11 protein-coding genes are annotated in these 14,663 nt (G+C 71.2%); 8 read left to right on the top strand and 3 right to left on the bottom strand.

The annotated features are described in order from the left end of the window. The first annotated feature begins 133 nt into the window (after nucleotides 1-133). Nucleotides 134-751 carry an OmpA family protein gene (locus tag DFP88_RS03310; RefSeq protein WP_110812998.1) on the top strand — a complete coding sequence of 206 codons (618 nt, stop codon included), beginning with the start codon at nucleotides 134-136 and terminating at the stop codon, nucleotides 749-751. Between the two features lie 414 nt (nucleotides 752-1,165). Here DFP88_RS03310 and DFP88_RS03315 read toward each other — a convergent pair whose 3' ends face one another. The 3 genes from DFP88_RS03315 to DFP88_RS03325 form a co-directional block, all read right to left on the bottom strand. Further along, a complete protein-coding gene (locus tag DFP88_RS03315; protein WP_110812999.1) occupies nucleotides 1,166-1,942 on the bottom strand; it encodes a hypothetical protein in 777 nt (258 codons plus the stop codon). A 105-nt stretch (nucleotides 1,943-2,047) separates the two neighbouring features. Next, on the bottom strand, nucleotides 2,048-3,376 hold the full coding sequence (locus tag DFP88_RS03320; protein ID WP_110813000.1) for a hypothetical protein: 1,329 nt from the start codon (nucleotides 3,374-3,376) through the stop codon (nucleotides 2,048-2,050). Further along, a complete protein-coding gene (locus DFP88_RS03325) occupies nucleotides 3,376-5,076 on the bottom strand; it encodes a DUF3131 domain-containing protein (protein ID WP_110813001.1) in 1,701 nt (566 codons plus the stop codon). The genes DFP88_RS03320 and DFP88_RS03325 overlap by 1 nt, the downstream gene beginning before the upstream one ends. Before the next feature lie 179 nt (nucleotides 5,077-5,255). Between DFP88_RS03325 and DFP88_RS03330 the strand changes: the two genes are divergently transcribed. From DFP88_RS03330 to DFP88_RS03360, 7 genes are all read left to right on the top strand, one after another. After that, a complete protein-coding gene (locus tag DFP88_RS03330; RefSeq protein WP_110813002.1) occupies nucleotides 5,256-7,235 on the top strand; it encodes an ATP-binding cassette domain-containing protein in 1,980 nt (659 codons plus the stop codon). After that, entirely contained in the window at nucleotides 7,232-8,641 is a 1,410-nt protein-coding gene (locus tag DFP88_RS03335; protein WP_146227401.1) for an HlyD family efflux transporter periplasmic adaptor subunit, read from the top strand. Before DFP88_RS03330 ends, DFP88_RS03335 begins: the two co-directional genes overlap by 4 nt. A gap of 100 nt (nucleotides 8,642-8,741) precedes the next feature. Continuing rightward, nucleotides 8,742-9,428, top strand: coding sequence for a paraquat-inducible protein A (locus tag DFP88_RS03340; protein WP_110813004.1), 687 nt, complete (start codon nucleotides 8,742-8,744; stop codon nucleotides 9,426-9,428). After that, nucleotides 9,425-10,042 (top strand): paraquat-inducible protein A, encoded by a 618-nt coding sequence (locus DFP88_RS03345; RefSeq protein WP_110813005.1) that lies wholly within the window; start codon nucleotides 9,425-9,427, stop codon nucleotides 10,040-10,042. The genes DFP88_RS03340 and DFP88_RS03345 overlap by 4 nt, the downstream gene beginning before the upstream one ends. Beyond that, nucleotides 10,039-13,056, top strand: coding sequence for an MlaD family protein (locus tag DFP88_RS03350; protein ID WP_110813006.1), 3,018 nt, complete (start codon nucleotides 10,039-10,041; stop codon nucleotides 13,054-13,056). The genes DFP88_RS03345 and DFP88_RS03350 overlap by 4 nt, the downstream gene beginning before the upstream one ends. Before the next feature lie 8 nt (nucleotides 13,057-13,064). After that, on the top strand, nucleotides 13,065-13,652 hold the full coding sequence (locus DFP88_RS03355; protein ID WP_110813007.1) for a PqiC family protein: 588 nt from the start codon (nucleotides 13,065-13,067) through the stop codon (nucleotides 13,650-13,652). After that, nucleotides 13,653-14,663 carry a magnesium transporter CorA family protein gene (locus tag DFP88_RS03360; RefSeq protein ID WP_110813008.1) on the top strand — a complete coding sequence of 337 codons (1,011 nt, stop codon included), beginning with the start codon at nucleotides 13,653-13,655 and terminating at the stop codon, nucleotides 14,661-14,663. It begins immediately after the preceding gene.

A 14,663-nucleotide genomic window follows, 5' to 3' on the forward strand; every position in this document is an offset into this window, starting at 1 on the left:
CGCTAATTTTCCTTCAACGGAGGGGGCAACGCGGCGGGTTTTAGCCATTCGGAGCGGCGGGCAGGACCGTTAGCCTGCCTTTAACCATCCCGGCTTATCTCCCGTGGCATCCAGCACGTCAGGAGTCGCGCTCATGCCGTTCAAGGTCCTTACCTTCTGCGCTTTCGCCGCGGTCGTGCCCTCTGCGGTCGCCGCGCAGGGCCTTCCGACGCCAGAGCATTGCGCTGCGTTGTGGCAGGGCTACGGCGTGACGACGGAGGCCTGCCGTACCGCATTGGCGGGCGGCACGGATGGGGCTGCGGTTCCGGCCGCGGTCCGGCCGGCGGCGCGCGAGGGGCTGGCGCAGGAGGAGGGGGCGGCGCCGTCGGCGCCGTCAGACCCGGCCGGCGCTGACGGCCTGACGCCCTGGATGGAGGCCAACCATATCTTCTTCACGCAGGGGGGCTCCAGCCTCGACGACGCTGCGCGCGAGCGGATTCGGCTTCTGGCGCAGGTCCTCGAGACGCGCAGCCTGCGCGGCAGTTGCCTGCGCCTCGTCGGACATGCCGACACGGTCGGAAGCGCCGCCGGGAACGAGCGCCTGTCGATGCAGCGGGCCGAGACCGTCGCCCAGGAGCTGCGCCGCTGGCTGAGCGCGCCGGAGCGCGTCGGCGCCGTGCTGGGGGCCGGCGAGGGTCAGAGCCTGGCCGGCTTCGAGCCCGAGGCGCCCGAGAACCGGCGTGTCGCCATCCACGCCCGCGACTGCCGCTAAACCCGCCGCCCCGCGGCTGGCGCCACTGGTGCCTTCGGCCTGTGCTCTGGCGCTGCGATCCAGCGCCTGAAGGACCGGCATCGCCACGGGGGCACCCTTGGCCGCCCCAGAGGGCGGCAGTCTCTTCGTGCCGTTCAGCGCAGGTCTTTGCCTATGCTCGCTTGCATTCGCTGGGTGATTAGGCGCCGTTGCCATGGTGCCCGCACCCCGAGCGGCTGGAGCGGCAAGGGACGAGAGGTCCGGCCGAAAAGGGCGACTTTCCTGGCGGCGCCATCGGGATACTAAGTCGATGCGTCCCTGTCGGCGTGTTGACGGCGAGAGGGCGCGGGCCTGCATCGTGCTGGGGTGGAGGCCGCCCTAGTGGGCGACCTTGACAGTAACCTTCGACGGCATGCCGCGCGGCGGAGCGCAGCCTCAGAGGTCTTCGGCCGCCGGCGCGGCGCCGGGGCCTTCTGCGCGGGTCTGCCACAGCGATGCACCCCTGCCGTAGGCGGGCCGCTCCGGCGCCAGCTCTGGCTGGGGCTCCGTCGCACCGGGCTCGGATGGTACCCCCTCGGCCCGGTGCCCCGGCCAGGTCCGCGCATCGCGCGAGCGGCGGGCGGCGTCGCCCTGCAGCCAGCCCAGATAGGCGGCGACCGAGTCCGCGCCCGCGGTGAAGAGCATCTGCGCCGGCTCGTCGGGCTCTTCGATGACTAGCGCGGCGTCCGGCAGTGACAGCTGCTCCAGCAGCGCCTCGGGAACCGGCGCTCCGAACAGGCCGGGCGCCGGCTGCCGGTCCCCGCCGGCCTCGATCGCCAGCTGCGCACGGGGCGAGGCGCTGGCGATGATCCAGGGGCGCCGCCTGTTGTCCATGCTCAGGACCAGGCCCGGCGCGCGGGCGATGCAGCCGCGCAGGGGCACCCGGCAGGTGACCGTCCAGACCGTCCTGCGCCCCTCCGGCCCTTCCTCGAGGAAGCGGGCCCCGCCATCTGCGTCGATGTGCTGCACGATCCGCCTGGCCGCGTCGTCACCGGAGGAGGAGAGGGGGCGCGTCTCCTGCAGACGCGGCAACAAGAGCAGCATCAGCACGACCAGCAGCGCGGCGCCGGCGGCTCCGGCCACCGGCAAGGCGAGGCGCCGGGCCTCGGGAGAGAGGTCCCGCGGCAGCCAGGCAGGCAGATCGAGGGTCGGCAGTCGAACTCTTGCAGGCATGAAAAGGCCCTCCTTGCCGCATCAGCATGCCGCGGCAGGAGGGCCTCGATCGTCTGGGGGCGCGGCAGAATCTGGGCACTGCCGTCAAATGCGCGCAAAACTGTCTCAGGGTTGGACCAGCGCGGCTTGCTGGCTGGCCAGGAGCTCGGTGAAGACGAGGCCGAAATACTCGGTCAGCAGGCTGAACTCGGCGCGCGTCAGCTGCGCCGGAGCGCTGCTTTCAATTGCCGCCTCGACGGTCGGGTCCGTGCTCTGGTCGGCCAGATCGCTTGCGCTGATCCCCAGCTCGTCGAGCAGGGCGAGCACGGAGCTGCCGCCGCCCTCCTCGGTGCCGAGCGGGCTGTCGGTCTCCTCGTTCATCTGCAGCAGCATGACGGCGGTCTGCGGATCGAGGCCGATCTCGTTGATAAGGTAAGCGATGTGGCGGGCGATCCGGTCGCCGGGCATTTCCTCGGCCCCTGCCTCCGCTTCCGCGTCCGACTCCGCCTCGGCGATCAGGGCGGCAGCGGGCGGCTCTTCGGGCACCCCGATCTCGTTCATGCGCGCGACCTCGAGCTGGCGCTGATGCGTCGCGTCCTGGGGACCGGGCTGGGGCAGGTCGGCAGTCGCGGCGACCCCTGCGCCAGAGCGTTGGAGGAGCATCTGCCGCAGCACATTCAGCTCTCCGCGCACCTCGGCGACTTCGGTCGATCCCTGCGCGGCCATCGGCATGACCGGCTGCGCCTGAGGCTGCGGCATGGGCGAGGCCCATTCCTGCGGCTGCGTCAGGCGTCCGCCCTCGGCCAGTCCGACGGCATTGGGGACCGGCCAGCCCCGCGGCAGGACGGTGTAGTCCTGCCGCGCCGCGACCCAGCGCAGGTAGGCCGACATCGCGCTGAACCCGACCAGCGAGACGCGCGCCTTCTCTTCGCCGTCGCGACGCACCACCAGCTCTCCGCCCGAGGAGAGCAGCGTCTCCAGCTGCGGCGTCAGCGGCATCAGGATCTGCTCGGGCAACTGGATTTCGCTGACGCCCTCGGCGAGGTAGAAGGTGTCGCCCTGCATCACCTCGTCGAGCCGCAGCTCGAACTGGCCGCGGGCGTTCAGGAACAGCGTCATGATGTCCTTGCGCCCCATGCAGGACAGGGTGCGCGGGCGGCAGATCGCCTCGAAGATATCGGTGTCCAGCCGCGGGGTGGGAGCGAAGCGGGCATAGCCGTCGGGATCGAAGCGGAAGTAAACGCCCTCGACCATGCCCTCCTGGAAGGTCGGCCAGCCGAAGGCCCCGCGCAGCTCTTGCCGGGCCTCGCGCGCGCCGATGGCGAAGGGGATCGAGGTGTCGAGCACCGCGTTTTCCGAGGCGAAGCCTTCTTCGGGGGTGGCCTGCGCCTGCAGGGCCGGCGCCGTGGTAAGCAGGAGAAGGGCGGTCAGGCCGCCGGAGATCAAGGTTTTCATCAGTATTCCGCCTCGCTTCTGACCGAGTGCCGGAGGGCCGGAAGCCAGTCCTCCTGCCTCGGCGGATCGGGGTAATTGCGGGTCTCCCGGATGGTGGATTCGCGGTAGGCCGTGAACCAGACCTCGGAGCCGCCCTCGTAGGGGGTAAGCAGCGTGCCCTGCACCTTGTGCAGCAGCCCCGCCAGGATGATGCCGTTGTTGTTGGCGGTGAAAATCTCCACCCGGCCCTGACCGCGCTCGTAGAGCCCCTCGTACATGCCGCGCTCGGGGTCGTAGCTTTCGATGATCGCGTCGAAGAGCACGTCGGTGTAGTCGGTGTCCCAGAGCGACCAGAGGCCGATCGCGGCCTTGGCGGCGATGGCGGCATGGTCGGGGACGTAGTCGCCGCGCGGCGAGACCGTGTTCCAGGGATACCCGTCCGAGAAGATCGTGTCGTAGGTGAAGTAGGGCGGGCCAGAGACGTTGTGCTCGGACCGGGCGGTCATGAAACCCGTGTTCTGCCAGCGCGCCTCCTGCACCTCGTAGATGCGATCGGCGAATTCCGCGCGCCAGCCGTCGGAATGCAGCCAGTCCGGCGTGATGTCGTCGTGCGGCAGGTCGAACCCCAGCTCTAGCCCGTCGAGCAGGTAGGATTCCGTCACCACGTAGTTCTGCGAGTGGAACAGCCGCGGATCGCGCCCGTCGTAGGGCACCGGCACGCCGAAGATCGAGGCGGTGAGATAGGGCTCGGCCCGGTGCGACAGCAGCGGCCGGAATCCCCAGAGGGCAAAGCCCTTGGCGGCATATTCCTCGTAGCCCAGGCGTCCCTCCTGGGCATAGACGGTCTCGTTGGTTTCCTTGTCGATATAGGCGCCGATCAGCAGACCTTCCTCGTCGACGATATTGCTGAAGTCCCACTTGAGCAGGACGGCGTCGATGCTGTTGCCGAGGTAGGGGTAGCGGTGCTTGAGAATCCGCATCCAGACGAGGAACCGGCCGATGTCGAGGGCGGAGAAGCCGATCTCGCCCGATCGGTTGGTGTAGTTCACCTTCTCGCCGGTGCGGGTGTGATACACCTTGTTCGGCATTTCGCCGCGGAACAGGTCCAGCCCCTTGAGGGTGGTGAGAAGTTGCATCGCCCGGCGGTCGAACTCCGGCTTTTCGATCAGGCACAGCTCGTAGGCGGCGACCATGCCGCTGACGTAGGAGGCGGTGTCCCACATCGTGGTCGAGGGGTAGTTTCCGACCGAATTGGCCAGGCCCGTCTCTTCCTGCGTGTAGGTCTCGAAGTAGTGCCAGGCGACCTCGGCTGCGCGCATCTCGCGCTCGTCGAGAAAGCCGCGGCGGGGGCTGTACTGGCTGACGTATTCGTTGCGGGCGGTGTAGCCGACCTGCACCTGATCCGCCGCGGGTCGCGCATCGGGCATGGTTTCAAAGTAATCCTCGGGCATCTCGCACATCCGCGGCGGGCGTTCGCGCATCGGGCGGCCTTCGATGCTGCTGAGGGTCTCGATCGGAAGGCTGCCGCGCATCAGGGCCGGCATGTCGTCCAGCGCGCTGCCGGCAAGGACAGGCACCGCCTGGTCAGGCTGCTGCAGGAAGATGGCCCGGGCAGCAACGCCGGCAGAGACGGTCAGCCCGAGCAGCGCCGCCGTCGAGACGGCCAGAGAGGCAAGGCCGAAGCCAGCGGATCTGCGCGGGGTCTTGTGACGGTGCGGCATAGAGGATTCGCCTTCCTGGCAGGAGCGATTTCGCCACCATAGGCAAAACGTCCTTAACAAAGGCGGAATCGCGCTTCATTAGGCCCGGTTCTTATCTCCCGCGCTTGTCAAGGGGTTTGCGAAGCGGTTTGTTAAGGCCGGTGCTGTAGGTCTGCTGCTGTCCGAGAAAGGGAGCAGCCATGCTGTACCAGAGCAAGTTCACGGCAGAGCCCGGCGCCGCGCAGGCGCAGCCGGCCCCCCCGTCGCGCTGGAGCAGGGCGACCGACGCGGCAGAGCCGCAGACGGCGATCCTCTGCGCGCCCCGGTCACTGCCGTCCTGGGCCGCGACGCTCTCCGCGGTCTTCGCGATCGGGGCCGGGCTCTGCCTGCTTGCCGTCGGTCTTCTGGCCGTCTTCTTCCAGGCGCTGGTGGCCGAGCAGGCGCAACCGGTCTTCGCGTTGCTGCTGGCCCTCGTCGGCCTTGTGCCGGTTCTGGGGGCCTTGCTTTTCGACTTCGCCCATGGCCGCTCTCTCTGGGGCTACCGCGTGCTGCGCGGGGCGCAGGCGCGGCGGGCCCAGGCCGGGCTGGCGTTGCTGGTCGGGGTGCTGCTGGGGGTGCTGCACCCGCTGCTGGCGCTGGGCGTTGCGCTGTCCGGCCTCGGCGGACTGGCTGGCGGCTGGCTGTTGTCGCGCCGCGACCGGGCGGAGCCGCTCTGGGATGTCACGCCCGCCGAGGCGGCGGGCATCCTGGCCGGGCGCGATGCGGTCGGGCTGGCGATGGCGACGACCGCGCCGGACAGCCATGCGCTCGAGGCGCCGCTGGCGCGCAGCCTGTGCTGGGGCGGGGCCCTGGTCGGGCTGGCCTGCGCGAGCCTGCTGGCGGCGCAGGGGCATCTGACCACGGCGGCGGTGCCGGGCGTCGGGCTGATCACGCTCTGGGCCTCTGGCGCGCTGGGCGGGCACCTCCTGGCCCGGACGCGCCCCGAGAGCCGGGCCGAGGGGCTGACCCGCAGCCTCGACCGCCTCGAGGCCGCGGAGCCGGACATGACGCCCGGGCTGCATGTCGCGGCCCTCAGCGTGATGCAGCCCGCCGGGCCGAGCCTCCTGTCGGAGGTCAGCCTCGATCTCGAGCCGGGCTCGATCCTTGGGGTGACGGGGCCGAGCGGGGCGGGCAAGTCGCTGCTTCTGCAGGCGCTGGGCGCGCCCTACGATCTTGCCGGGCTCGACCTGCGCGGGGCGGTGCGCGCCAATGGCCGGGACCTGTGGCAGCGCGACGCGCAGACCGACATGGTGCCCGCCGTCCTGCTGCCGCCGCAGCCGCTGATCCTTCCGGCCGGCGGGCGCGACAACCTGACCTGTTTCCACGGTGGCAGCGCGCCCCAGCAGGGGCAGCATATCCTCGAGAGCCTGATCCATTCCGCCGAGGAGGCGGAGGTGATCTGCGCGGCGCCGGATGCCACGCGCCTGCCGCTGGGCCGGCGCAAGGCCCTGGCGCTAGCCCGCGGCCTTCTCATGGCGCCGGACGTCTACCTTTTCGACCGGCCCGAGGACGGGCTGTCCGATCCGGTGATTGCCGCGCTGGCGGAGCGTCTGCTGCAGGAAAAGCGGCTCGGCCGCTGCATCGTGATGGTCACCGGCAACCGCGCGCTCCTCGAGATCTGTGATCGGCTGCTGGCGATGGAGGAGGGGCGTGTCGTCGATTACGGCGATGCCCGCGAGATCCGGCAAAAGGCCGTCGCTGGCTGGCTGCGCTACTCGGGGCGGCGAGCGCTAAGTTCGGAAGAGGGGCTGACGCGCTGGGTGCGCAACCAGTTCCAACGCACCGGGGACGAGCCGAATCGCCGCGCCATGTCCCGCGTCGCGGCCGAGATGCTCGCCCTGTCGTGCCAGAGCGCGCCGCGGCTGGGCGAGCCGCGCATCCGCTTCGAGCTGAAGAAGACCCGCACCCATGCCCTGCTGCGGATGATCGACGACGATCCCGGCCTGTCCAGTGGCCGGATCGAGAGGGCGCGTCTCGAGATGGAAGAGGCCGAGGAGGGCATGCGCCTGACGCCGCTGGCCGAGGTGCTGCGCCATGTCGAGGATCTGCAGACCACGGTCGAGCGGGACAAGCGGGTGATCACGGCGCAGGTCGCGACCTTCGATCCGCGCCGGATCCAGCCGGGGGGAGGCCCGCTGTGAGCCGGTCCGCCCGAGGCGCCTTCCGCCACTGCCCGTCGCGCCGGGCCGGTCTGCGCCGCCTTCTCTGGGCGGCGGGGGCGGTGACGGCCGTCCTCGCGCCGCTGCCGGGCCTGTGGCAGGGGGCGCTCGCCGTCCCGGTTCCAGCGCGCGAGAGCTTTGTCGGTGCCCTGACGGCCGATGCCACGCCCCTCGCGCTCGAGGTGCCGGCCGGGGCCTCCTTGCGGGCGATCCTCGTCTCGGCCGGAGAGCGGGTCGCGCCGGGGCAGACGCTTGCCGTGCTGGACGAGGCCGCGCTGGCGCGGCAGGCGCTGCTGCGCCGCGCCGACAGGCTGGTCGCGCGGGGCCTGCGCGACTGCCTGCTGTCGGGGCAGATGCCGGCGCAGGAGATGCCGCCCGACCTCGCCGAGGATCCCGAGACCCTGGCCGAGACGGAGGCCCGGCTGATGGCCGCCGAGGAGAGCTGCCACCAGCAGCGCGGCCTGTCCAGCCGCGAGCGGGAGCGGCTGCAGGCGGGTCTTGCCGCCGTCGCCGCCGACATGGCGGTGATCGAGGCGAGCCGGCGCATGCTGGTCGAGACAGTCACCGCCGGCGGAGGCGAGGGGCAGGAGACGGCCAACCGCGCCATCTCGCTGGCGGCGGAGCGCAATCGGCTCGAGGCACGGCGCAGCCAGCTCGAGGAGGCGCTGAGCGAGCGGGGGCGCGAGCAGGACAGCGCGCGCCTGGAGCAGATCGCCGGGCTGACCGAGGAGATCGCCGGGGCGCGCCGGGACGAGGCCGCGCTGCTGGCGCTCCGCGCGAGCCCGCGGCTGAGCCTGCCGCGCGGCGGGCGCGTCACCCGGGTGCGCCAGGTCGCCCTCGGCGCCGCCATGCCCGAGAGGGGCCCGATCCTGGAGGTCATGCCCGAGGCGACGGCCGGCTATACGGTGCGCTTCGACATGCCGCTGGCCCGCGCGGCGAGCTTGACCCTGGGCGAGGGGGTGCAGGTCACCCTGTCCGGTTTCCTCGGCCGCTCCCTGTCGCTCGAGGGGGCGATCGCCGGCGTCGCGCCCTCCTCGCAGGAGGGAATGGCGCGGCTGACGGCCAGGCTGGCGCCCGACAGCCGGCGGCTGATCGCGGCCCATCCCGTCGCGGCCAGCCTGCAGATGGAAGGCAGCATGGTGACCATCGGTGTCGCGGCCGCCGAAACCACGCTCAGCCGCGCGATGTCGCGGGTGCTGCGGCAGGCCGGAACGCAGGTCGCCGCCGGCTGGGAGGCGCGCCTGGGACGGCCGCTGCTGGGCCGGCAGGCTGCGCCCGAGGAGGGTGCGGCCGCGCCGCCGGGCCCCGCCCCGGCCCAGGGCAGGGCGATGGAGAGCGGGGCGGTGGAGGCGGGGACCGCGGCAGGCGCAGGCGCGGGCCGCGGCTGAGTGCGCCGTGATGACCCGGGCGTGATCGCGGGCGGCCTGCAGCCGCTGGCGCTTGCCCCTCGGGGCCGTTACCATCCGGGCGAAAGCCGGGAGGGTGGCCATGGCCGAGCATGATGATCTGGCGCAGCTGATCGCCTGCCCGCATTGCGACGCGCTCTACCACGTGCGCCTGCCCGAAGAGGGCGAGCGGGCGGTCTGCGGGCGCTGTCACAGCGTGCTGATCCGGCCGCGCAAGCGGGCCGGCATGCGGATCATCATGATCGCGGCGGCCGTCGCGGTGCTGGTGGTGGGCGCCGTCTGGTTTCCCTTCCTGCGGATCAGCCGGGCCGGGTTCTCGAACGATGCGACGCTGTTGGGCACCGCGCTTTCCTTCGGGACGGGGCCGCTGGCGCTGCTCTCGGTCGCGGTGACGCTGATGATCGTGCTGCTGCCGCTCACGCGCGCATTGCTGCTGATCTACGTCCTCGGGCCGATCGTCTTCGACCGGGCGCCGCGGGTGCTCGCCCGCCCGGCCTTCCGCCTGTCGGAGGCGCTGCGCCCCTGGTCGATGGGCGAGATCTTCGCGCTCGGCTGCGCCGTGGCGCTGGTCAAGGTGGCCGATCTCGCGCAGCTCAGCTTCGGGCCGGCCTTCTGGATGTTCTCGGCCCTCGTGGTGCTGACGGTGGTGCAGGACCGGACGCTGGACCGCTGGTCGGTCTGGCAGGCGCTGGAGCCGCAGCCGCTGCCGCCGCAGGATCATGCCGCCGCGATCGCGGACCCGGCCTCCCGCGCCGGGACGCCCGCATGAGCGCGCCGAGAAGCGCGCGCGAGGCCGGCCTCGTCGCCTGCACCCGCTGTAGCCGGGTCTGGCCGATGGGAACGGAGCGCTGCGGCCGCTGCGGCAGCCATCTCGTCAGCCGCGACAGCCGCAGTCTCAGCCGGGTCTGGGCCTGGTGGCTCGCCGGGCTGATGTGCTACATCCCGGCCAACATGTACCCGATGCTCGTCACCAGCACGCTGATGTCGAGCCAGTCCAACACCATCGTCGGCGGCGCCATAGAGCTGGTCGAACACGGTGCGCCCGTTCCGGGGCTGATTGTCCTCGTCGCCAGCGTCTGCATCCCGATCGGCAAGTTCATCGCCATCGCCTGGCTCGCACTCTCGGTGCGGCGGGGCAGCAGGGCGCAGCCGCGCCGGCGCCAGCATGTCTACGAAATCGTGGAATATATCGGCCGCTGGTCGATGATCGACGTCTTCGTGGTTGCCATCCTGACGGCGCTCGTGCAACTCAACGTCGTCGCCTCCATCCACCCGGGGCCCGCGGCCCTGGCCTTTGCCCTATCGGTGATCTTCACGATGCTTTCCGCCCAGGCCTTTGACTCCCGCATGATCTGGGACCGCATCGACGAGGCGCGGGCTTGAGCGATGCGGCCCCCGAGGTGCCGGTGCAAAGCGGCCGTCGCAGCCTGTGGCAGCGCGTCTCCATCGTCTGGGTCGTGCCGATCGCCGCGCTGATCGTCGCACTCGGCATCGCCTGGAACAGCTGGCGCGAGCAGGGCCCGCTGATCGAGATCGTCTTCCTCGACGGCGCCGGCGTGACCGCCGGCGAAACCGAGCTGCGCTTCCGCGACGTGACGGTCGGCCTCGTGGAGGAGGTCGGCTTCACCGAGGATCTCGACCAGGTCCGGGTCTCTGTCCGGATCGACCGCGACGTCGCGCCCTACGTCGACGAAGAGGCGAAGTTCTGGATCGTCCGCCCCGAGGTTTCGACCCGCGGTGTCTCCGGCCTCGAGACCGTGCTCTCGGGCGTCTACCTTCAGGGCCAGTGGGATACCGTCCAGGGCGAGCAGACCTCGGAGTTCGAGGGCCTGACACAGGCGCCGCTTCTCGGGCCCGACCGCCTTGGCCTCAGCATCGTGCTGCGGGCCAGCGGCGGGCTGCTGTCGTCGAATTCGCCGCTGCTTTACAAGGGCGTCGAGGTCGGCCGCATCGGCGAGGCGCGGGTCAGCGCCGACGGCTTCTACGTCGAGGCGCCGGCCGTGATCTACGCGCCCTACGACAACCTCGTGACCGAGGCGACGCGCTTCTGGGACACCTCGGGCTTCTCGGTCTCGCTGGGCAGTCAGGGGGCCGAGATCAACTTCGATTCCATCGCCTCGCTCGTCGCTGGAGGCCTGACCTTCGACACCTTCGTCTCGGGGGCGGAGCTGGCCGAAGAGGGCGATGTCTTCGAGGTCTTCGACGACGAGGAGCCGGCCCGCAACAGCGTGTTCCAGACCACCGATCAGAACTCGCTCAACCTTTCCGCGCTCTTCGACGGGAACGTCGCAGGGCTGACCATCGGCTCGCTGGTCGAGATCAACGGCATCCGGATCGGCACCGTCGCCGGGCTGACCGGCCTCGTTGATCGTGCACGCTTCGGCGATACCGACGTGCGGCTGCAGACGATCCTGCAGATCCGGCCCTCGGCCCTTGGCCTCGATCAGGAGGCCGGCGCCGAGGAGGCGCTGGATTTCCTGACCGCCGCCGTCGGCGAGGGGCTGCGCGCCCGGCTGGTCACCGGCAACCTGCTGACCGGCGGGCTCAAGGTGCAGCTCTTCTACCCCGAGACCGTGCAGCCGGCCTCTCTCGATCTGGACGCGGAGCCCTTCCCGGCGCTGCCGACGGTCGAGAGCGATATTGTCGACGTGCAGGCCACGGCGCAGGGCACGCTCGACCGGATCAACGACCTGCCGATCGAGGCGCTGCTGCAGAACGCCTCCGACTTCCTCGACAATGCCGCCGCTCTGCTGGGCAGCGACGACCTGCAGCGCACCCCCGCCGAGGTGCGCGGCCTGTTGGCCGATGTGCGCGGCGTCGTCGGCTCTGACGGGGTGCAGCAACTGCCCTCGCAGCTGAGCGAGGTCATGGCGGGTGCCAATGCGCTGGTCGCCGATGTCGATCTGATCCTGCAGGACATCGACGAGAACGAGGCCGTGCCACGTGTCCTCGCGGCTGTCGACGCGCTCTCGGCTGCGGCCAGCGACGTGAACGACGGCCTCGAGGGGCTGCCCGCGCTTCTGAGCAGCCTCACCGCCGTGGCGGACGAGGCAGGCGACCTGCCGCTGGACGCGCTGGTCTCCGAGATCGCGGGCCTCGCGCAGGATGCGCGCAGCCTCGTCGGCTCCGAGGCGATTCAGGCCGTTCCCGAGCGTGTCGCCTCCGTCACCGAAGAGCTGGACGGCGCGGTGCAGCAGCTGCGCGGCCTGCTTGGTCAGGTCTCTGACCAGCAGGGCGTGGCGCGTGCGCTGGCCGCTGTCGACAGCGCCGGCGCCGCCGCCGACGAGCTGACCGAGGCGCTGGACGGCGTGCCCGCGCTGGTCGCGCGGATCGACAGCCTCGCGGCCCAGGCCGGAGAGATGGACCTGCCGGCGCTGAGCGCCGAGGTGCAGGGTCTTGCCGCCGATGCGCGCGGTCTTGTCGGCAGCGAGGCGACGCAGGCGCTGCCGGCGCAGATCGCGGCGCTCACGACGCAGCTGAACGGCACGCTTGGTGCGGTGCGCGGCCTCGTCACCGGCATCACCGATCAGGACGGCGTGGCGCGGCTGCTGGCGGCCGTGGACTCGGCCCAGGCCGCGGCTTCTGGCGTGGAAGGCAGCATTGCCGGTGTTCCGGCGCTGATCGATCGACTCGATGCTGTCGCGGCGCAGGCGCAGAGCGTCGATCTTGACGGCATTGCCGCGCAGGTCGAGGGGCTGGCCGCGGATGCCCGCGTCCTCGTCTCCTCCGAGGCGACGCAGGCGCTGCCGGGCCGCATCGGCGCGCTGACTGATCAGCTGTCCGGCGCCGCCAGCGAGGCGCGGGAGCTGATCGCAGAGGTCAACGAGACCGGCGGCGCGGAGCGCCTGCTGGCCGCGGTGGACGCGGCGCAGGAGGCGGCGCGCTCTGTCTCGGCCTCGGTCGACGAAAGCCTCGCCGGGGTTCCGGCGCTGGTCGCCCGCATCGACGCCATCGCGGAAAGCGCGCAGGCCGTGCCGCTGGACCAGCTTGCGGGCCGGGTCGACGCGCTGCTGCGCGACGCGCAGGCCGTCATCGGTCAGGACAGCGCCCGCCAGCTGCCCGAGGAGCTGAACGGCGCGCTGAGCGAGCTGCGGCAGATCCTGTCGGACCTGCGCAGCCAAGGCGTGATCGACAACGTCAATGCCACGCTGGTCTCGGCGCGCACCGCGCTCGAACAGCTGGCCGTGGTGGCCGATACGCTGCCGCAGCTGGCGCAGCGGGCCGATGCGCTGCTGGTCAGCGCCAGCGGCACGGTCGGTGTCGTGGGCAGCCAGACGGAGCCCGCGCTGCGTGACCTGCGCTCGGCGCTGCGGCAGGTCTCGGATGCCGCAGAGGCCGTCTCCAGCCTGGCCCGCGCGATCGAGCGTCGCCCGAACTCTCTTCTGACAGGACGTTAGGACAGCCCATGATCGCCCCCCTGAGACTGCCCCTGATTGGCGCCTCGCTGCTCGCGCTCGCGGCCTGCGGCGGGCCGGAGTATCGCTACTCGGTCCCTGTCAGCGCGCCCGTGGCCCGCGTAGCCGTCTCCGCCTCCAGCATCGAGGTGCGTGATGTCATGCTGCCGACCTACGCCTCGCTCGAGGAGATCTACACCGGGCAGGCGGGCGGGCTGATCCAGTCCCAGCCCGACCTTCTCTGGGCGGACGAGCCGGGGCGCGCCGCCACGCTCGAGCTGTCGCGCGATCTGGGCATCATCACCGGCGCCCGCGTGGCGCCCGAGCCCTGGCCCTTCGACGATTACGCCGACGCGCGCGTCGAGGTGCGGGTCGAGGAGTTCCTCGCCACGCTGCCGGGCGAGGAGACGCCGGGAAGCTTCCGCATCTCGGGCCAGTATTTCGTGGCGACCCTGGATGCCGAAGGGCGCGACCGCGCGGCCCGCTTCGACGTCGCCGCCGCGGCGCCGGCCGGCAGCGGCATCGCGGGCGTCGCCGCGGCGCGGGCCGCCGCCATGGCGCAGCTGGCCGAGACCATCGCCCGCGAGGGCCTGCGTTAAATGCTCTTCGCCTACGGGCGAGGCGCCAAGGGCGGTGAGGGCGAGGGCGGCGCCCTGGTCCGGCTGCCGCCCGATGCCGATCTGACCCAGGCGGTCTGGATCGACCTCTACCGCCCCACGGCCGAGCAGGCCGAGGCTCTGCAGCGCATCGGCCTGCCGGTGCCCAGCCTTGCCGAGATGGAAGAGATCGAGATCTCCAACCGCCTCTACCGCGAGGAGGGGGTCGACGTGATGACCGTCGTCCTTCCGGGGCGCGTCGATCCGACGCTCGAGGTGCGGGACGACGCCAGCGGGGACCTCGGGCAGCACGTCGCGGCGCCGGTCTCTTTCCTGCTGACGCCCGAGCGGCTGGTCTCGGTGCGCCACCATGCGCCGCGCCCCTTCGAAACCTTTGCCGAGCAGGCGGGCCGCTCCAGCGCCGGCTGCGGCAGCACGCTGCGGCTGTTCCTTGGCCTCGTCGAAGAGATCGTCGCCCGGCAGGCCGACCTGCTGGAAGGGGCGGGCCGGGCGCTCGACCGCGTGTCGGCGACGGTCTTCGGCAGCGACGACCATCCCGCGCCCGAGTTGAAGCAGGCGCTGAGGGACATCGGCCGGCAGGGGGAGTTGATGGGCCGCGTGCGGCTGGGCCTGCTCACGCTGGAGCGCATGCTTTCGGTGGTGCAGCTCTGGCACGGGAAGGGGCCGGACCGCGAGGTCACCCCGCTGATCAAGAGCCTGATGCGCGACATCAACGCCCTCGAGGTGCATGCCGATTTTCTGGCGAACCGCGTGAGCCTCGCCACCGATGCGACGCTCGGCCATATCAACCTTGACCAGAACGAGAGCATCAAGGCGCTGTCTGTCGTCGCCGCGCTGTTCCTGCCGCCGACGCTGATCGCGAGCATCTACGGCATGAACTTCAAGGTGATGCCCGAACTCGACCTTGCCTGGGGCTATCCGGTGGTGCTGGGCGCCATGGTCGTCTCTTCCGCCGGCACCTGGGCCTGGTTCAAGTCGCGCGGCTGGCTGTAG

Source organism: Pseudoroseicyclus aestuarii (genome assembly GCF_003217255.1).
GTDB lineage: Bacteria > Pseudomonadota > Alphaproteobacteria > Rhodobacterales > Rhodobacteraceae > Pseudoroseicyclus > Pseudoroseicyclus aestuarii.

Bases quoted from the DNA above. Each gene is read 5' to 3' on its own strand.
- DFP88_RS03355 (WP_110813007.1), top strand. From the start codon at position 13,065: ATGATCGCCCCCCTGAGACTGCCCCTGATTGGCGCCTCGCTGCTCGCG.
- DFP88_RS03315 (WP_110812999.1), bottom strand. From the start codon at position 1,942: ATGCCTGCAAGAGTTCGACTGCCGACCCTCGATCTGCCTGCCTGGCTG.
- DFP88_RS03310 (WP_110812998.1), top strand. From the start codon at position 134: ATGCCGTTCAAGGTCCTTACCTTCTGCGCTTTCGCCGCGGTCGTGCCC.
- DFP88_RS03320 (WP_110813000.1), bottom strand. From the start codon at position 3,376: ATGAAAACCTTGATCTCCGGCGGCCTGACCGCCCTTCTCCTGCTTACC.
- DFP88_RS03325 (WP_110813001.1), bottom strand. From the start codon at position 5,076: ATGCCGCACCGTCACAAGACCCCGCGCAGATCCGCTGGCTTCGGCCTT.
- DFP88_RS03340 (WP_110813004.1), top strand. From the start codon at position 8,742: ATGGCCGAGCATGATGATCTGGCGCAGCTGATCGCCTGCCCGCATTGC.
- DFP88_RS03360 (WP_110813008.1), top strand. From the start codon at position 13,653: ATGCTCTTCGCCTACGGGCGAGGCGCCAAGGGCGGTGAGGGCGAGGGC.
- DFP88_RS03345 (WP_110813005.1), top strand. From the start codon at position 9,425: ATGAGCGCGCCGAGAAGCGCGCGCGAGGCCGGCCTCGTCGCCTGCACC.
- DFP88_RS03330 (WP_110813002.1), top strand. From the start codon at position 5,256: ATGCTGTACCAGAGCAAGTTCACGGCAGAGCCCGGCGCCGCGCAGGCG.